The sequence below is a fragment of the Pilosibacter sp. YYHA0881 genome (assembly GCF_051602715.1).
Classification (GTDB): domain Bacteria; phylum Bacillota; class Clostridia; order Lachnospirales; family Lachnospiraceae; genus Alitiscatomonas; species Alitiscatomonas aceti.
On the sequence record NZ_CP175657.1, the window covers coordinates 1,659,827 to 1,678,834 of the forward strand.

Annotated in this window: 16 protein-coding genes; 4 read left to right on the forward strand and 12 right to left on the reverse strand. The window is 53.7% G+C overall.

Translation table 11 applies throughout. From position 1 onward, the window contains the following. Positions 1-166: 166 nt before the first annotated feature. The 5 genes from yajC to scfA form a co-directional block, all read right to left on the reverse strand. Complete coding sequence (gene yajC, locus ACI6NM_RS07735; RefSeq protein ID WP_022274740.1) at positions 167-442, reverse strand: preprotein translocase subunit YajC; 276 nt, start codon at positions 440-442, stop codon at positions 167-169. Between the two features lie 20 nt (positions 443-462). Beyond that, complete coding sequence (gene tgt, locus ACI6NM_RS07740; RefSeq protein WP_158359201.1) at positions 463-1,611, reverse strand: tRNA guanosine(34) transglycosylase Tgt; 1,149 nt, start codon at positions 1,609-1,611, stop codon at positions 463-465. A gap of 14 nt (positions 1,612-1,625) precedes the next feature. Continuing rightward, positions 1,626-3,815: a protein translocase subunit SecD gene (secD, locus tag ACI6NM_RS07745; protein ID WP_158359199.1), complete on the reverse strand. Its 2,190-nt coding sequence runs from the start codon at positions 3,813-3,815 to the stop codon at positions 1,626-1,628. A 58-nt stretch (positions 3,816-3,873) separates the two neighbouring features. Continuing rightward, the gene (scfB, locus tag ACI6NM_RS07750) at positions 3,874-5,268 is read right to left on the reverse strand and encodes a thioether cross-link-forming SCIFF peptide maturase (protein ID WP_262426809.1); all 1,395 of its coding nucleotides are present in this window, start codon (positions 5,266-5,268) and stop codon (positions 3,874-3,876) included. A gap of 119 nt (positions 5,269-5,387) precedes the next feature. After that, on the reverse strand, positions 5,388-5,534 hold the full coding sequence (scfA, locus tag ACI6NM_RS07755; protein WP_015553081.1) for a six-cysteine ranthipeptide SCIFF: 147 nt from the start codon (positions 5,532-5,534) through the stop codon (positions 5,388-5,390). Between the two features lie 200 nt (positions 5,535-5,734). Here scfA and ACI6NM_RS07760 point away from each other — a divergent pair, with 200 nt between their 5' ends. Then, positions 5,735-6,094 carry a TIGR04086 family membrane protein gene (locus tag ACI6NM_RS07760; RefSeq protein ID WP_022274044.1) on the forward strand — a complete coding sequence of 120 codons (360 nt, stop codon included), beginning with the start codon at positions 5,735-5,737 and terminating at the stop codon, positions 6,092-6,094. Positions 6,095-6,291: 197 nt separating this feature from the next. Here ACI6NM_RS07760 and ACI6NM_RS07765 read toward each other — a convergent pair whose 3' ends face one another. After that, on the reverse strand, positions 6,292-7,419 hold the full coding sequence (locus tag ACI6NM_RS07765) for a sodium ion-translocating decarboxylase subunit beta (protein ID WP_022274046.1): 1,128 nt from the start codon (positions 7,417-7,419) through the stop codon (positions 6,292-6,294). 255 nt (positions 7,420-7,674) lie between these two features. Next, positions 7,675-8,952 carry an HlyC/CorC family transporter gene (locus ACI6NM_RS07770; RefSeq protein WP_158358854.1) on the reverse strand — a complete coding sequence of 426 codons (1,278 nt, stop codon included), beginning with the start codon at positions 8,950-8,952 and terminating at the stop codon, positions 7,675-7,677. Positions 8,953-9,163: 211 nt separating this feature from the next. Here ACI6NM_RS07770 and ACI6NM_RS07775 point away from each other — a divergent pair, with 211 nt between their 5' ends. The 3 genes from ACI6NM_RS07775 to ACI6NM_RS07785 are packed head-to-tail and all read left to right on the forward strand — an operon-like array spanning position 9,164 to position 13,118. Then, a complete protein-coding gene (locus ACI6NM_RS07775; protein WP_022274048.1) occupies positions 9,164-9,625 on the forward strand; it encodes a MarR family winged helix-turn-helix transcriptional regulator in 462 nt (153 codons plus the stop codon). Next, positions 9,622-11,382 carry an ABC transporter ATP-binding protein gene (locus ACI6NM_RS07780; protein WP_158358852.1) on the forward strand — a complete coding sequence of 587 codons (1,761 nt, stop codon included), beginning with the start codon at positions 9,622-9,624 and terminating at the stop codon, positions 11,380-11,382. Before ACI6NM_RS07775 ends, ACI6NM_RS07780 begins: the two co-directional genes overlap by 4 nt. Beyond that, positions 11,379-13,118, forward strand: a complete 1,740-nt coding sequence (locus ACI6NM_RS07785) for an ABC transporter ATP-binding protein (protein WP_262426810.1) — start codon at positions 11,379-11,381, stop codon at positions 13,116-13,118. Before ACI6NM_RS07780 ends, ACI6NM_RS07785 begins: the two co-directional genes overlap by 4 nt. 103 nt (positions 13,119-13,221) lie before the next feature. On the opposite strand, the gene ACI6NM_RS07790 is transcribed toward ACI6NM_RS07785, so the two are convergent. The 5 genes from ACI6NM_RS07790 to ACI6NM_RS07810 form a co-directional block, all read right to left on the reverse strand. Further along, positions 13,222-13,581 (reverse strand): hypothetical protein, encoded by a 360-nt coding sequence (locus tag ACI6NM_RS07790; protein ID WP_262426811.1) that lies wholly within the window; start codon positions 13,579-13,581, stop codon positions 13,222-13,224. A gap of 4 nt (positions 13,582-13,585) precedes the next feature. Further along, the gene (locus ACI6NM_RS07795; RefSeq protein ID WP_262426812.1) at positions 13,586-14,449 is read right to left on the reverse strand and encodes a hypothetical protein; all 864 of its coding nucleotides are present in this window, start codon (positions 14,447-14,449) and stop codon (positions 13,586-13,588) included. Positions 14,450-14,665: 216 nt separating this feature from the next. After that, entirely contained in the window at positions 14,666-15,766 is a 1,101-nt protein-coding gene (gene eutH, locus ACI6NM_RS07800; protein ID WP_262426813.1) for an ethanolamine utilization protein EutH, read from the reverse strand. Positions 15,767-15,772: 6 nt separating this feature from the next. Further along, the gene (locus ACI6NM_RS07805; RefSeq protein WP_262426814.1) at positions 15,773-17,560 is read right to left on the reverse strand and encodes an aminopeptidase P family protein; all 1,788 of its coding nucleotides are present in this window, start codon (positions 17,558-17,560) and stop codon (positions 15,773-15,775) included. 150 nt (positions 17,561-17,710) lie between these two features. Then, positions 17,711-18,970, reverse strand: coding sequence for a M20 metallopeptidase family protein (locus ACI6NM_RS07810; RefSeq protein WP_262426815.1), 1,260 nt, complete (start codon positions 18,968-18,970; stop codon positions 17,711-17,713). Positions 18,971-19,008: the final 38 nt, after the last annotated feature.

The following is a 19,008-nucleotide window of genomic DNA, read 5'->3' on the forward strand; positions in this document are numbered from 1 at the left end:
TTATTATAACTATATGATCGCTTTTTGTCAATATCCTATCTTTTTATGAGGCAATGGTTTTCGCCAGCATACTTTTTATACCATGCAGGCACGGACCCTGGCTCGGTGTCCGCACCAAACTAAAAAGAGCCGGACCACCTTCTCGGTGTCCGGCTCCCTTTCGGCCTTACGCCTCCGGCTTCTCAACCTGGACGATGGCCTGCTTCTGCATGGGAATGCGGCAGTTCTTATTGCTTCCAAACTCAACGATTACCGTGTCGTCTGTCATATCAATGATCACTCCGTAAAAGCCGCTGGATGTCAGAACACTGTCACCAACTGCGATACTTGCCATCAATTCCTGCATTTTTTTCTTTTCCTTCTGCTGCGGTCTGATCGCGATAAAATACATAAACGCAAAGATCAGGATCACGTAGCCGATCCAGAATGCGGGACTGTTCATGCTGTCTTGCACCTCCGTTTCTAATTCTGCTTATCTTTGTAATTACCAGTTACGCCTTCCAGCTTTCTTGCTTTGTATTCGGCATAGCTGTGGTTCTCAATGGCTTCCCGGATCTCCGTCATCATAGTATTGTAGAAATAAAGGTTGTGGAGCACGCACAGGCGCATGCCTAACATCTCCTTGGCCTTTAACAGATGACGGATATAGGCTCTGCTGTAAGAGCGGCAGGCCGGACACTGGCAGCCCTCTTCAATGGGGCGCATATCCTTTGCGAACTGCTCGTTGAACAGGTTGAGCTTTCCGTGATTGGTGTATACATGGCCATGACGGCCATTTCTGGTGGGGTAGACGCAGTCAAAAAAGTCCACGCCCCGGTCCACACTCTCTAAAATATTGGCCGGCGTTCCAACCCCCATTAAATAGGTGGGCTTGTTTTCCGGAAGATGGGGAACGGTCACATCCAGGATGCGGTACATCTCCTCATGGCTCTCCCCCACTGCCAGGCCGCCGATGGCATAGCCGTCGCAGTCCATGGCCGATATGGTATCGGCATGGGCGATGCGGATGTCCTCAAAGGTTCCTCCCTGGTTGATTCCAAACAGGAGCTGATGGGGATTCACCGTATCGGGAAGGGAGTTGAGCCTGGCCATTTCCGCCTTGCACCGCTCCAGCCACCGCACCGTCCGGGCCACGGAATTTTCCATATATTCCCGGGTACAGGGATGGGGAGCACACTCGTCGAAGGCCATGGCGATGGTGGAGCCCAGATTGGACTGGATCTGCATACTCTCCTCCGGCCCCATGAAGATCTTGTGGCCGTCGATGTGGGAGTTGAAGTAAACGCCCTCCTCCTTGATCTTGCGGAGGCCTGCCAGGGAAAAAACCTGGAAGCCGCCAGAATCCGTAAGGATCGGGCGGTCCCAGTTCATGAACTTATGGAGTCCGCCCAGCTCTTTGATCAGTTTATCTCCGGTCCGCACATGAAGGTGGTACGTGTTGGAAAGCTCCACCTGGGTGCCGATCCCCCGGAGATCGTCGGTGGATACGGCTCCCTTGATGGCTCCCACAGTGCCCACGTTCATAAAGACCGGCGTCTGGATCGTGCCATGGACCGTCTCCACAACGGCCCTTTTGGCACGTCCGTCCTTTGCCAGAATTTGATATTTCATATTTTTTCCTGTTTTTACTTACCGGACTTCTCCGCCGCCTTTTTGCCCTTTCTTGTGGTCAGAACGTACCATAAGGCTCCCGTTAAGCATACGGAAGAGTAGGTGCCGCAGATGATGCCCGCCATCAGCGGCAGGGCAAATTCACGGATGGAGGAAACACCCATGACAAACAGCACCAGGACCATAACAAAGGTGGTCAGGGAAGTGTTGATGCTTCTCGTAAAGGTCTGTGTGATACTCTCGTTTACGACCTCCTTAAGATCCGCTCTCGGTCCCTGGAGCTTTAAGTTCTCGCGGATACGGTCGAAGATAACGATGGTGGCGTTGATGGAATATCCGACAATGGTAAGGAGGCAGGCAATGGCTGTGGAGCCCACGGACCATTTTGCCAGGGCGTAGCAGGCAACCACCACCAGTACGTCATGTACCAGGGCGATGACTGCGCTGGCCGCAAAACGGATATTCTTGAAGCGCACCCAGATATAAAGCAGCATAAAGATCGTTGCGATCACAGTCGCCACAATGGCGTCGCTCTTCATCTCTGCACTGATGGCTCCGGAAATGCTCTCTGCGACAATCTTGGATTCATCCACGCCGAAGTTCTCCACCAGGGCTGCATCCAGAGCCTGGCGTTCCTCCACGCTTAAGGTTCTGGTCTTGATGATGACCTCTGTGGTACCGGCCACCTTCTGAGTCTGGGTATCGGCGCTCTTTGTAACGCCTTCCACCACCGGGACCACCTCGCTGGAGATCCTCTCTAAGGACATATCCTCATTGAAGGTCACGCTGGTGGATGTACCGCCCTTGAAGTCCAGGCCATAGTTGAAGGCTCCGCCGATGGAGGACTTGTTCATCACCATTCCGGCCACACCTGCGCCGATCATCACTAAGGAGATGATAAAGCACACGTTCCTCTTTCCAAGGAAGTTGATGGCCTTTTTCTCCTTTTTAGTTCCGTAGAACTTCTTATCAGTAAAGCCCAGATCATAAAGGGCATTCAGCACAAACTTTGTCACGAACAGGGCTGTGAACATGGACAGCACGATACCGATGGCCAGGGTCGTCGCAAAGCCCTTGACCGTACCGGAGCCTCTCCAGTAAAGGACAGCCGCTGCGATCAGCGTCGTAACGTTTCCGTCGATGATGGCGGATAATGCCTTTGCAAAACCGGTCTTAATAGCCGATTTTACAGTCTTGCCCAGGCCGATCTCCTCCTTGATACGGGTGAAGATGATGACGTTGGCGTCCACGGCCATACCGATGGACAGGATGATACCGGCGATTCCCGGCAGGGTCAGTGTCACCTCGAAGGCCGCCAAGAGGATGATGATCAGTGCCACATACAGGCACAGGGCCAGGGATGCGGCCAGGCCAGGGATCAGGTATACGATGATCATGAATACGCACACGATCCCAAAGCCGATGACTCCGGCCTTTAAGCTGGTGGAAATGGCTTCCTGTCCCAGCTTCGCGCCCACCACATTGGAGCGCAGCTCCTCTAACTCCAGGGAAAGGGAGCCGATCCGGATGGTGGAGGCCAGCTTGTCTGCCTCCTCATAGGAGCTCATGCCGGAAATAGAGGCCTTGCCGCCGGTGATGGCAGCCTGGACCACAGGGTTGGAATAGATCATCCCATCATACACGATGGCAATGTGCTTTCCTACATTTGCAGCCGTCACATCTGCAAACTTCTTTGTGCCTTCCTCTGTAAAGGTAAGGGATACCTCGTATTTGTTGGCACCGGTCTCGTCCTTATAGATCACAGGACTGGCTGTGGCCACATCCGTTCCCTCTAAGACCACCTGCATGTTCTCATCCAGGAACTGTAAGGAGCCTGGCTTTCCCAGCTCCTCCAGGATCTTATTGGCGTCGGTAACGCCCGGGATATCCACGTTGATACGGTTGCTGCCTTCCTGGTATACCTCCGCCTCAGAGCTGTACGTCTGTACTCTCTGCTGGAGCTTATACTGGGTATCGGCCATGTCCTCTGGACTGGGATCTGCTTCCTTTGCCTGATAGGTGATGCTGACACCGCCGGCCAGATCCAGGCCCAGCTTAATGCCGCCCTCCTGGGACGTTACTCCGTTCTCATCGGTCACCAGCTTGCTGCGCATAAGCGTATCATACCCAAAATAGCCGAAAACCCCGAGAACGAGCACCAATGCCAGGAGGCTCAGAAGCCCCTTTCCTTTGCTGCTCTTCATGATACATTGTCTCCTTAATCTAAAAAATTTCCCGGCCGGTCCCTGCCGGCCCCCGCGCCTATTCCTCTGCCAGCGCGGCCCTTATCATAATCGCGCACTCGATGCGTTTTTTCTGCATCTCGCAGCCAATATCATAAGCGTCTGTGATCTTTCCATGGAAATTGTAGGAGTTGGCCGCACAGCCGCCGCTGCAGTAGAATCTGGCAAAGCATTCCTTACATTTGTCTTTGGCGTATACATTGCACAGCTTGAACTCGTCGCGGACCTTTGTATTGGTGATCCCCTCGTCCACATTTCCTAACAGGAAATCCTCCATACCAACGAACTGATGGCAGGGATAAAAATCGCCCCAGGGCGTCACAGCCAGATACTCCGTTCCGGAGCCGCAGCCCGAAAGCCTCTTGGCCACGCACGGTCCCTGGCTCAGATCCAGCATAAAGTGGAAGAATTTAAAGCCGCGGCCTTCCTTTTCCCGCTTTACAAATTCCTTTGCCAGACGGTCGTACTCCTCCACGATCTGGGGAAGGTCCTCTTCACGGATGGAATAAGGAGCCTCCGGCGGCGCTACAACTGGCTCCACCGACAGCTTTTTAAAGCCCAGGTCTGCAAAGTGCAGTACGTCATTGGAAAAGTCCAGGTTGTTTCTCGTAAAGGTCCCTCTTACGAAATAATCCTTATCTCCTCTGGATTCCGCGAATTTCTGGAATTTCGGAACGATCAGGTCATAGCTTCCCGTTCCGTTGCGGAAGGGGCGCATCTTATCGTTGACTTCCTTCCGTCCGTCCAGGCTTAAGACCACGTTGCTCATTTCCTTATTGCAGAACTCCATGATCTCATCATTTAAAAGAACGCCGTTGGTGGTCAGAGTGAAGCGGAACTTCTTATTGTGGGCCTTCTCCTGGGAGCGGCCGTACTCCACCAGCTGCTTTACCACATTCCAGTTCATTAAGGGCTCTCCGCCAAAAAAGTCCACTTCCAGGTTTACCCGGTTTCCGGAATTGGCGATCAGGAAATCCAGGGCCTTTTTCCCCACCTCAAAACTCATTAAGGCTCTGCGGCCATGGTACTCGCCTTCCTCTGCAAAACAATACTGACAGGCCAGATTGCAGTCGTGGGCAATATGAAGGCACAAGGCCTTTACCACGGTCTGGCGTTTCTTAAAGTCTACCACATAATCCTTATAGATATCCGCAGTAAACAGCTCCTCGGCATCGATCAGCTCCTGGGCGTCGGAAAGGGCGTCCTCCAGATCCTCCTTCGGGTATTTTCCCTCCAGGGCAGAAACAACTGCGTTCCTCTGATCCTCTGTGAGCTTCTCCGGCTTTTCCATATCGGCCACAACGTCCGACAGGGCCTTTACCACATCATAAAAAAGGGCGTCCACCGAATGGACCGAGCCGCTGTTGACATCCAGGACGATATGATATCCGTTGTTGATATACTGATGAATCAAAATAATTCTCCTATCTGTGTCGTAAACTAAACGTCTTCCTTTGAGACAATAAATACCCCTACAATCATAGGACCGTAGGGGTCATCTTTAAGCGTTCCTGATTGTACAGGCCCCCGCCATTAGCGGTTGCTGTTTTCGCAGCTCTGGTTTCCTACTGTGCAGGATGTCTTGCATGCGGACTGGCAGGATGTCTGGCACTCGCCGCAGCCGCCCTTCTTCATGCTGTTCTTTAAAGTATTGGAGCTTAATGTCTTAACGTGCTTCATAGGTAGATCCTCCTGTTATTCTTTTATTCATGCGGGCATAAACGCCCACAGCATCTCACTTTGTTATGAGATTATACCATACGATTTTCCATTATGCAATAGGGATAATTCCCTGGAAACGGGAATATCCATGTAGAAACAGGGGCGGCTGTCCCTTACGGCCCCAGGCCCCCGTATTTTATGAAAAAGGAGGTCGTTTTATGCTGGCACAGAAAGCCTGGCGTATGATCCGTACCCTTATCTTCACCTACCTGGTCTCCGGAGTCCTTTTAACGGCCCTGGCCTTTGCCCTTTATAAGTTTCGTCTGCCGGAAAGCCAGATCACCCTGGGCATCAGCGGCGTGTACATCCTCTCCTGCTTTATGGGTGGCTTCATGGCAGGAAAGGCCATGAGATCCAGAAAATTCCTCTGGGGGCTCCTCACAGGGATCCTTTACTTTGCCTTCCTCCTTATCATGTCCTTTCTCCAGGACCGGACCATCACCGCCGACGCCGTCCGGCTGGGCACGGTCTTTGCCATGTGCTCTTTAAGCGCCATGGCCGGGGGGATGATCAGCTGACGGACAGAAAAAAGAAGCGCCCCGCTCCGTTTCCGGAGCCAGGGCGCTGTTCTTATTTTCTGTATTTATTTATTTCCAACTTTTGCCATGGCATAGACCACCAGAGCCAGAAGACCGATCACAACGAAAATACCGGCCATGCCCTGCCACATGATATTGAAAGCTTCCAGAACATTTGCATTCATGGTTTCTACCTCCTACATAAAGAATCCAAGGACAATGCCGCCTGCCACTGCGGAGGCCACCTGTCCGGATACGTTGGCGCCGATGGCGTGCATCAGAAGATGGTTGGTGCTGTCCTCAGCGACACCCATTTTCTCAATGACACGGGCGGACATGGGGAATGCGGAGATTCCGGCAGCGCCGATCATGGGGTTGATCTTGTTCTTGGAGAACAGGTTTAAGAACTTTGCAAATAATACGCCGCCTACGGTATCGAAAACGAAGGCGAACAGACCGAGCACCATGATCATCAGGGTCTGGACCGTTACGAACTGCTCTGCACGCATGGAGAAGGAGATCGTAATACCCAGAAGAAGGGTGATCAGGTTAGCCAGGGTATGCTGGGCAGTCTCAGAAAGGCTGTTTAAGCAGCCGCATTCACGGATCAGATTGCCGAACATTAAGAAGCCCACCAGGGATACGGAGGCCGGAGCCACCAGGCCTGCGATGAAGGTAACGATGATCGGGAAGGCGATCCTTGTGAGACGGCTTACCTTACCGGGCTGGTAGGGCATCTTGATCATACGTTCTTTCTTTGTGGTAACTGCCTTTACGGCCATGGGCTGGATAATGGGAACCAGGGCCATATAGGAATACGCGGCCACAGCGATGGGGCCGATGTAGTTGGACTTTAACACCTGGGATACCAGGATGGAGGTGGGGCCGTCGGCCGCACCGATGATGCCGATGGATGCTGCATCGCGGATATCAAATCCCAGGAACGCTGCCACTACGATGGTAAAGAAAATACCGAACTGGGCTGCCGCGCCGAACAGGAACATCTTGGGGTTGGATAATAAGGGACCGAAGTCGATCATGGCTCCGATACCGATGAATAATAACAGCGGGAAGGCCTCAGAGGCTTCGATGCCGGTCTCAAACAGCCACTGTACGATACCGTGAGTCTCTCCCACGCCCTCCATCATCTGGTTTAAAGCGCCGCTGAACGGGATGTTCACCAGGATCGCGCCAAAGCCCATGGGTAAAAGAAGGGCCGGCTCGTAATCCTTCTCGATCGCCAGGTAGATCAGCAATAAGCCTACCGCATACATTACGGCCTGCTGCCATGTGATGGACAGTAAGCCGTTCCATAAAAATTCCATACTGCTTCCTCCTTAGATACTGAAAGTATTGACTTATTTTCCAGGAGTTAAAACCGGATGCCTGCGTAAAAAAAAGACCTTTTGCAGACGTCGCCCGCCTGCAAAAAGTCTCGTTACCAGAACCGGTATGCACAGCCAGACGTTTCCGCCGCGTTTGTTGACCATGCATTTCAACTACTCCCTTTTGAAGAGAATATAACTGGTAAAAAAGAAAAAGTCAATAGCACTTTCCCACATTTTTAATTTTCTTTACAATTATTTAACGGATTCTGATTCCGTTTCTTCCTCCTGAATGTAAAGATGGATCTTATCGATCCGGTTCCGGTCCACCTTATCCACCACAAAGCGGAGAGTTTTATGGGTGACTTCCTCCCCCTCCTCCGGCAGATGATCCAGAAGGCCGATGATAAAGCCTCCGATGGAATCGTAGTCCTCGGATTCCAGGTCCAGGCCCAGCTGGTCGTTTAAGTCATCCAGCTTCATGGCCGCCTCCACCACGTATTCCCTGGGTCCGATCCGGCGGATCAGATCCTCCTCGTCCTCATCGTACTCATCGCGGATCTCGCCCACGATCTCCTCCAGCATATCCTCCAGGGTAATGAGGCCTGCCGTGGCCCCGTACTCGTCCAGGACGATGGCGATGTTGTTCTGGGTCTTCCTAAGCTCCACCATCAGCTCCGCAGTCTTTTTGAATTCATAGGTATATAACGGCTCCCGGAGATAATCCCGGATGCAGAATTTTTTCTGATTTTCTGTCAGCAGAAGGTCCTTGATGTTGATGATCCCGATCACATTGTCCGTAGTCTCCTCATAGACCGGATACCGGGTATATTTCACCTCCCGGAAGACCTCGATCACCTCGCTGAAGGTGGCGTCCACGTCGATAAAGGTCATATCGATCCGGGGCACCATAATATCCTTGGCCACTGAATCCCCAAAGTCGAACACGTTGTAGATCATCTTCTTTTCGTCCGACTCGATGACCCCCTCCTCGTGGCTCACCTCCACAATGGTACGCAGCTCATCCTCTGTGATGGCGTCCTGCTTTTTATTGGGGTCCACATGGAGCAGGCGGAGAACGCCCTGGGACAGCTTATCTACGATGAAGATCACCGGCGTCAGTACCTGCATGATCATGTAAATGGGTTTTGCAAACCTGAGGGCCATGGTCTCCGAATAAAGGGTGGCGCTGGTCTTTGGGGTGATCTCGCCGAAGATCAGGACCAACAGCGTCAGGATCCCCGTTCCAACACCCACATACATGTCTCCGAAGGCGCGTGTCACGAGGATCGTCGCCAGAGACGAGGCGGAGATATTTACAATATTGTTGCCGATCAGGATCGCGCTTAACATCTTCGGCTGGTTATCCAGTACCTTCATCAAGGTCTGGGCGCTGCTTAAGCCTGCGTCCGCCAGATTCCTTACGCGGATCTTGTTGACTGCCATCATCGCCGTTTCCGATGATGAAAAAAATGCTGATAATGCCAATAGCCCGATTACAATGAGTATCTGCAGGGCTTGCCCTGAATCCAAGAAAATCAACTCCTATTTCTATATGTTTTTGGTCTGGCCGGCGAAAAAACTCCGGCTGGTTTTTATGTATACAGCCCCAATTTTACTATATTCTTCCATAGGTGTCAATGGGATTCACCGCCATTTCGTCCACCTTTCCGTTGACATATCAACTGTTCTGGATTATAATTGACTTATCAACGATTTCCGTATCAGAAAAGGGAGGGATCTTATGGAACAGTCTGTCAGCACCTATAAAAAGATACGCCGCCTCTACCGCCAGAGTCAGAAATACGCCGCCAGCCGCATGGAGCAGCCGGAGCTGACCCAGTCGGAGCTCCAGCTCCTGCGCCATGTGGGCTTCCATGGAGAGGTCAGCCAGCGTCACCTGGCCGACGAGATGGGCGTCGATAAAGCCATGATCTCCCGGATCCTCCAGAAGCTGGAGGCCAAGGGCTATCTGGTCCGCACTGAGGACGAGAACGACGCCCGTTCCAAAAATGTGCGCGCCCTGCCCCCTGCGCTGGAGATCCACTCCCAGGGAAAGGGCCTTTCAGAGCAGTTCTTCGACCAGGTCACTGGAGACTTTTCCACTGAAGAACGGGAGCTTCTGGACCAGCTCCTGGGCCGTATGCTGGAAAAAGGGAAGGCGCTGGCAGCCGCCCCTGCTCCGGAAAAGGAGGTCCGTCCATGAAATATGTGATCCGCTATGTGAAGCCCCACATCCCTACGATGATCTTTGGCTTCACCATCAAGTTCACCGGCACCATCCTGGATCTGATGATCCCCTATATCCTTTCTTATATTATTGATGAGGTAACTCCCAGAAACGACATCGGCCTGGTGATCCGCTGGGGACTTATGATGGCGGTCTGCGCCGCTCTGGTCCTCGTCTGCAACGTCTGGGCCAACCGGGTGGCCTCCGCCGTTTCCAGGGATTCCATCGAGGCCCTCCGCCACGACCTTTTCTATAAGATCTCCTATCTTTCCAGCAGCCAGGTGGATGCCTTTACGATCCCATCCCTGGTGACCCGTATGACCACAGATACCTACAACCTGCACCGGACCCTGAACATGATCCAGCGCATGGGCGTCCGTGCGCCGATCCTGATGCTGGGCGGCGTGGTGGTGACCATGTTCATCGATCCCTGGCTCTCTGCCATTCTCTGCTTCCTGATCCCCTTTATGATCCTGGCGGTGGCAAGGATCAGCCGGAAAAGCATCCCCTTGTTCGGGAAGGCCCAGATCGCCGCTGACGCCATGATCCGCGTGGTGCGGGAAAACGCCACCGGGATCCGGGTCATTAAGGCCTTAAGCCGCACAGAATATGAAAAGGACCGGTATGAAACGGTCAACAGCCGCTTAAACGCCGCTGAGGCTAAGGCCAGCATCACCATGGCCGCCTCCGGTCCCCTGATCAATCTGATGTTAAACACAGGACTGGCTGCGGTGATCGTGGTGGGGGCATGGCGTGTCTCCACAGGAGCTATGAAGCCCGGGGCCATCGTGGCCTTCCTTACCTATTTCACCATTATCTTAAATTCCGTCATGGCCATCTCCCGTCTGATCACCATGTCCTCCAAGGCCATTGCCAGCGCAGGCCGTGTGGAGGAGGTCATGATGACGCCCCAGGACATGGAGATCCGCCCCTGGACTGGCCGGCCTGAGACTGCCCCCGGCGCCAGTCCAGACGCTCCGGACATGGCCTCCGGGAAACGTCCGCCCCACATGGAATTTGATCATGTGTCCTTTTCCTATAATAAACGTGCCTATAATCTGTCGGATCTGAGCTTTTCCCTGGAGCATGGCCAGTCCTTAGGCATCATCGGCCCCACAGGAGCCGGAAAGAGCACCCTGGCCCAGCTTCTTTTACGCCTTTACGACATCGACAGCGGCCAGATCCGCATCGACGGCCGGGATATCTCCACCTTCCCCTTAAAGGAGCTGCGTCAGAAATTCGGCGTGGTGTTCCAGAATGACGTTCTGTTTAAGGACAGTCTCCTGAATAACATCGACATGGGCCGTAAGCTGGATATGGATGCCATCGACCGGGCTGTGGAGGTGGCCCAGGCGGCCTCCTTCATTGCAGGATCCGGCGGCTATGAAAAGCCCATCGCAGTCAAGGGCGTCAACTTAAGCGGCGGCCAGAAGCAGCGGGTCCTCATTGCCAGGGCCCTGGCCGGCAGACCGGAATTTCTGATCCTGGACGACTCCTCCAGCGCCCTGGATTATAAGACCGACGCCGCCTTCCGCCGGAGCCTGTCCCAGTCCTTCTCCGGCACCACCACCATCATCATTGCCCAGCGCATCAGCTCCATCATGCACTGTGATAAGATCCTGGTGCTGGAGGACGGCATTCCCCAGGGGCTGGGGACCCATGAGGAGCTTTTAAAGACGTGTGACGCATACCGTGAGATCAGTACGATCCAGATGGGAGGTGAGGACCTGTGAAACGAAAAGCCACTCTGATCCGCATATTCGGTTATCTGCTCCAGCACAAGCGCCAGCTGGCCTTTATCCTCTCCCTGTCCTTCCTGGGGAATCTTCTGGCCCTGGCCGGTCCCAGGCTGTCCGGCACTGCCATCAACCTCATCGCCGAGGGCATGGACGGGAGCATGGATCTGCCTGGAGTTTATAAGTATGCGGCCTTTATGCTGCTGTTTTATGTGTCCAGCTCTCTTATGAGCTATGCGGTCAACGTATCCATGATCACCCTATCCAGACGGATCACCTATACATTAAGAAAGGATACCTTCAACCATCTGGTGACTCTTCCCGTGAGCTTTTTCGACGGCACCACCACCGGAGACATCTTAAGCCGCATTTCCTATGATATCGACACCATCAACGCCTCCCTATCCAACGACGTGGTCCAGGTGGTGTCCAGCTCCGTCACCATCGTCGGCTCCCTGGTGATGATGCTGCGCTTAAGCCCCAGGCTGGTCCTGGTCTTTGCCGTCACCATCCCCCTGGCCCTTCTTCTGGCCTCCTATCTGACCCACATGGTACAGCCCATGTTCCGGGCCAGATCCAGGGCCGCTGGAGAGTTAAACGGCTATGTGGAGGAAATGATCTCCGGCCAGAAGACCCTCCGGGCCTATACCCAGGAGGAACGTGTCATTCAGGACATGGACGTGCAGAATAAGAAGCTGGTGGACGCCTATTATAAGACCGACTACTATGCCAGCATCATGGGCCCGGCCACCAACGCCATCAACAACCTGGCCCTGGCCCTGATCTCCGTGTTCGGAGCCATCCTGTACCTCCAGGGAGCCATCAGCATCGGCAGCATTTCTGCCTTTGTGCTCTATTCAAGAAAATTCACCGGCCCCATCCGGGAGATCGCCGAGATCTATGGTGAGCTCCAGTCCTCCCTGGCGGCGGCAGAGCGGGTCTTTAAGGTCATCGACGAGCCCCCGGAGCCGGCAGATCTGGAAAACGCCGCTCCGCTGGAAAACGCCCAGGGCGACGTGGAGCTTTCCCATGTGAGCTTTGGATACCAGAAGGACCAGGTGATCTTAAAGGATTTCAGCATGAAGGCCCCAAAGGGCAGCCTCATCGCCATCGTTGGCCCCACAGGAGCCGGAAAGACCACCTTCATCAATCTGCTGATGCGGTTTTATGACATCGACAGCGGCTCCATCCTGGTGGACGGCCGGAATATTTCCGATATCACCAGGAAAAGCCTGCGGCTTTCCTACTCCATGGTCCTCCAGGACACCTGGCTCTTTTACGGCACCATCTACGAAAACATCGCCTACGGGCGGCCCGATGCCACCAGGGAAGAGGTGATCGCCGCGGCAAAGGCGGCCAGGATCCACACCTACATCGAAAGCCTTCCCCAGGGCTATGATACGCTCCTCATCGACGACGGAACCAATATATCCAAAGGCCAGAAGCAGCTTCTGACCATTGCCAGGGCCCTGCTGATGCAGACGCCCATGCTGATCCTGGACGAAGCCACCTCCAACGTGGACACACGGACCGAGCACCAGATCCAGGCCGCCATGCGGGCCTTGATGGCAGACAAGACCTGCTTCGTGGTGGCCCACCGGCTCTCCACCATCCGGAATGCCGACTGCATCCTGGTGGTGCGGGACGGAAACGTGGTGGAGCGGGGCACCCATGAGGAGCTGATGCGCCAGAAAGGGTTTTACTATGAGATGCACCAGGCACAATATAGATAGGCAGGCCTTGCAGTTCCTTCCGGCTTAAATAGAAAAAGCACTGGAATATCCCGTGATCCGGAGGCTGGATCCGGCGGCGGGTATTCCAGTGCTTTTATCATTCTCAGTCGGATTTTTTACTGACCGCATTTAAAATACAAAGCCCCATAGCCAATATGGGAAACAGTACCCGGAGATTTAAAAAGCCTGCGGGCTTAAAATCAATATTTGCATCCAGAACCAGTCCGATAAACCATGCAGATAAAGTCGCAGTAATGGCAGTCAGATACATGGCCGGTTTCCCTTTCAGGCTAAAAATTAAAAATACCATGAGTATAAGAAACACAAAAACAGCAGAATCGTAAAAATAAACCCATCCATTTATATCCCTCCAGAATCCGGTTTTTACCCCCACATCGGGAATGCAGCAAAAGAAATCCTTCTTTCCTCCTCCATTTTGCCATGATCCAGGAGACCTGGACATATCCCTATATATCGAAGTTAAACGTCACATAGTCATCGTCAAAATTCCCGCTGTAAAAGGAAATGGTTAAAACATTCAAATGATGGGATTCCATATATTTTTCCGTTTTTTCCGACGACAAAAGATATTCCCGGATATCCTCACCAACGGCCTCCAGTCCGGCAATACTGCCGTCCAGATCGTCAAAGTTAAAATAGCCGTCATCCACCGCATACTCCACATATAATTCCCCAGTTCCACTCAAGGGACCAAACTTTTTCAGTTGGAATTTTCGTCCATTTCCAGAATATTTAAATGCCCGGGTCTGGACCTCATATTCGTCCTCTGGTATTTCCACAAACATAGTTTCGTTTGAAATGGAAACACTGCTCTGCATATCCGACAGCACCTCTCCATTCTGGTTGTATACCTTTATCCATACATCCTTTGATTTTAATCCCACATAGCTGTACTGCTTCAAAAAGTCCGTAATTTCCTCCGCAAGGCGGTCTGCCTGTTTCATCCCCTCCTCATCCCTTATTCCGTCTGTCACAAGACGGACCCGGAAACTCAGATTGTACAGCGACTTTTTATTTTTTCCCGGTATCAGAGACAGCGTGTCCTGGACCACTTCCAGGCTCTCCAGCTCTGTATTTTCATATCCTTTTAAAAATTCCGTTACCTCTCCAGTAAAAAATTCCTCGCTGGAAGCAACCGGAATCTGTTCCAGCTGGCGTTTCAGTGTATAGATCTCCTTCCGGTCCAGCTTCCGGGTCTCTTCGGACTTCGGTACATCCTCAATGGAAAGCGGTTTCACCACAGCCGCCTCTTCCTTAGGGGCGCATGAAACCAGTAATAAAACCAGAACAGCAGCATATATCTTCTTCATGACATTTCCCTCCTTCCCCATATTTTATATAATCATAGTACAATACCAATTAAAGTTTGTAAATGGATTTGTCGATTTGTAAGAAAAAGTTTATTTTTCCTGTTTTTATATTTTTTGTGATAATTTAAAAATATATCCAACGCTCCCACTCCGCAAAAAAAACAGCCGCCCGTTCCCGCCCGGATCTTCACAGGGCAGGGACAGGCGGCTGTTTTCTTACTCCAGGGATGCCGGTTCCCCGGATCCAGCGCCGGACTTCGGTGCAAACGCCATGGCGGCGGCCGCTGCGCAGATTCCGCCCACCAGCTTGGCGGCAATAAAGGCAGATACCACCGACGGCGGCTCCACACTGGCGATGAAGGCCAGCTGGCCGCCCAGCACAAAGGAACCGCTGACTGCAAAGGCCGCGTTCATCACCTTTCCCCGGTCGTCCATTTTTTCCATCATCGGGATCATGGAAATACAGGTGGCCAGGCTGATGATCAGTCCCACCACAGAATAGGAATTGACCCCCAGCCATCCGGCGATCCGGCTGATCCCCTTCTGGAAAAACCGGAGGATCAGAGAGGCCGCCACCATGGATCCGGCCACCACCACCGCGATCTTTACCACAATGGTAAGGGACTCAAAAATAAGGGTGTCCGATGCGATCTGGCACGCGGGAAGGAAGAGCCCCAGCATCACCAGGGCAAACAGGACCAGGCTGGCGATCCGCACCAGGTTCCCCACCACCGACAGCACCCGGATGGTGGCCTCAGCGGCCTTTATGAGGGCCAGGCAGATACCCGCGCACAGAAGGAGGATCGGCAGAAGATTGCGGACCAGCTCCTTCACAGGCAGGCCGGTGAGCAGAGCGCCCACCGCCACTCCCGCGGGGATCGTTACGATCCCCCAGACGCTGCCCTGCATAAACAGGGAGGTATCCTCCCTACGGATGACTGTCAGGGCGATGGGCAGGGTAAAGGAGATCAAGGCTCCCAGACAGGAGGAAACCATGACTCCCGAATAGATCCCCAGGGCCGGAGTGGCTGCCAGCTCCTTTGCAATGGCGTGGCCGCCCAGATCGGGAGCCAGCAGGCTTCCGATGAGAACGGAGGCGTCAAAGGGCAGCCGGGACGCAAAGGAGGCAATGGCCTCCGGATTGCTCCTGACCGCCGTGACCCCGATGCAGTAGATCCCTACGATGGAAAGGGCCAGAGAGGCCATGGAGGCCAAGCCGCCGTCAAATTCAGCAGCCAGGCCCATTTTCCCTCCGGAAATTTTATCCCAGAGCCCCAGAAGGGCACAGAGCAGAAGAATTCCGATAAATATATTCATTCCGGTTTATTTCTCCAATGGTTTTGTTTTTTCTTTGAGCCAGATACGTTCCCGCTCTGTCATACGGGGGCTTAAGGTATCATAGACCATCTGATGATAGTCGTTGAGCCAGGAGATCTCCTCCTCGTTCATCAGCTCCAGCACCACCGGCGTGGTATCGATGGGCAGATAGGTGATGGGCTGGAAGGCGTAAAACTTTCCGTATTTCGTTTCCATGTGCTCCACCACCAGAAGCTCGTTCTCAATGCGGACGCCCACAAGGCCCTCTTCATAAATTCCAGGCTCATCGGTGATGGTCATGCCCGGCTGGAAGGGCACATGGTTGGTCATCCTGAGGCTCTGGGGGCCTTCGTGGATGGGGCCCACAAAGCCCACGCCGTGGCCGGTGCCGCAGCGGTAGTCCAGACCGTACTTCCAGATCTGGGTGCGGGACATGATATCCAGGTTGGCGCCGGAGCAGCCCTCCATAAAGACAGTCCGGGCGATGCCGATGTTGGCCTTTAACACATAGGTGTAATACCGCCGTTCCTCGTCGGTCAGTTCGCCCAGGGCATAGGTACGGGTGGTATCCGTGGTGCCGTCCACGTACTGGCCGCCGGTATCCAGAAGAAGGAAGCCCTTCCGCTGAAGAACCGCATGGTTTTCCGGGGTCGGATGGTAATGCATCATGGCGGCATTGGCTCCGTAAGCTGCGATCACGGCGAAGCTGTCCTCCATATATCCCTCCTGTTCCTTACGGAAATCCACCAGAAGCTCTCCCACGTCTGTTTCAGAAACGGTCTCACCGGCAGCCAGCTTCTCCTCCAGGCACATCTGGAGCCGGGCCATGGCCACGCCTTCCTTGATATGGGCGTTTTTTGTGTTTGCGATCTCCACCGGGTTCTTCACGGCCTTCAGACAGAAGGCCGGCTCCTCTCCCTTTACAATGGTCACCCTGGGATTCTCCTCCATAGCCAGGTACAGACGGTAGTTGACGTTCTCCACGCTCACCAGCATGACCGTGGGCACATCGATGGCGGCGATCCCGTCCAGGATCTCCCCATATGGCCGCACAGCCACTCCGTTTTTCTTAAGATAATCCAGAGCCTCCTCCGATACACGGCTGCTGTCCACATAAAGGACTGCCGTTTCCTGGGTCAGAAGGACATAGGACACAAAGGAGGTATTGTACACCACATCAGAGGCCCGCAGGTTCAGAAGCCAGGCAATGCTGTCCAGGCGGGTAACGGCCATGGCGTCCGCCCCGTTCTCCTTAAGCCGGGAGCGGACCTGGGCGATCTTTTCTGCCGCAGAAAGGCCTGTATATTGTTCCGGAAGCAGATCGACCGGGCTCTGGGGGATGGACGGACGGTCTGTCCAGATGGGCGTGATCAGATCCTCCGACCGGATCCCGATCCCCTGGGCAGAAAACGCTGTCTCCATATCCAGCACAGTCTCCGCCGCAGTGACCATGCCGTCGATCCCCAGGACCTGTCCCTTCTTCAGCCTGGAGAGAAGAAATTCCTGGATGGTGGGCACGCCTTTTTCCTTCATACGGTAGAGGACGATCTCGCTGCCGGCCATCTGCCGCTCCGCCTGGATAAAATAACGGCCATCGGTCCACAGACCGCTCTCCGTTTCAGTGACCACTAAGGTTCCGGCAGAGCCGTCAAAGCCCGAAAGCCAGGCCCTGGCTCTCCAGTGATCGGGAAGATATTCGCTGATATGGGGATCCGAGGACGGGACCAGGTATGCCTGCACCCCGGCTTCCGCCATTTTTTCACGAAGCAGAGAAAGCTTCTCATTGGTTGTCATGACAATCTCCTTTCAATTTTCCTGGAATTCCGCTTATTCCAGCATATAAAATAGGACCGCATAGAAAACGGACTTCCGGGTTGCAGGCATCTGACGCTCATGGTCAGACGCCCGCAAAACGAAGCCCGCACAGGTTTGGGGCAAACATATTTATTTAATATTTCTTGCAGCCAGCTCCCGGATATTTCCCTTATAGGGAGTAAACGGGATCTCGCCCTCGTAGTTTAAGAAGTCCACCACATATCCGATGGCTGCGGCTGCGCCGTAGATCATGCCCTTTTCGTCCAGGTCGAACTCCGGCGTATGGTGGTTGGCTCCGGTTCCCATCTCCGGATTCTGGATCCCGGTGAAGGTGATCACGCCCGGCCAGTACTTTAAGTACGCCTGCATGCTCTCGCAGGCCATCCACGGCTGGGCCTTTGCCAGAGCCTCTTCTCCCATGTATTTCTTAACGGCGTTCCTTGCGATCTCGCTGCAGGTCTCGTTGTTGTAATTCTCAAACAGCGGATCCTTCATGGAAATGATCTCATAGGTACACTGGTTTAATTTACATTCTGCCTCCAGGACCTCTTTAAACTGCTTCATAAAGCTGGCTCCGGCCCCCGCCACATTGAAGGTGCGGATGGTGCCATCGAATACCAGCTCGTCGGGAACGATGTTCATGGCCGTTCCGCAGTGGACGCTGCCCACAGAGAAGGTCAGGATATCTGTGGGAGACACGTATTTCATGCGGATCATGTTCATATGATTGTAGATGGAGTTGAAGCAGTCCAGCACGCTGTGGGCCAGATCCGGACGGGAGCCGTGACCGGCCAGACCCTTTAAGCGGATGGCAAAGCCGTAGCCGCCGGAGAACACTGCGCCCGGCTCTGCGGAAACCTGGCCCGCCGGAACGTCCCACTTCACATGGGTGGCGATGCAGGTATCGATGGGCAGCTTCATGGTCTCCACGATGTAGGGGAGCAGGTTGGCGATCTGGCCGCCGCCCTCCTCGCCCCGCTCGAAGCAGAGGACGATGTTTCCGTTCAATTCGTCCTTGTGCTCGTTTAAGATCTTAGCCTCGCCCAGCAGCATGGCTGTATGGGAATCATGGCCGCAGGCGTGGGAAATGCCGTCATTCTTTGACACGCACAGCTTATCACAGCATAAATTCTTTGTATTCTCCTGGATGGGAAGAGCGTCCATGTCGGCGCGCATCAGAACGGTCTTTCCCGGCTTTCCGCCGTGGATCTGGCCCACGATGCCGCCGTCGGGAACCTCCACATACTCGATCCCCAGGGCATCCAGCTCCTTTTTAATAAACTCCAGGGTCTCAAATTCCTGTCCCGTCATTTCCGGATACTCATGCATATGTCTCCGGATCCGTACCATGTAATCAAAATTTCTCTGTGCTTCTTTGAAGATCTCCATTTTTTTCTCCTCTCACAGCAGACGGTGCGGGGCATACG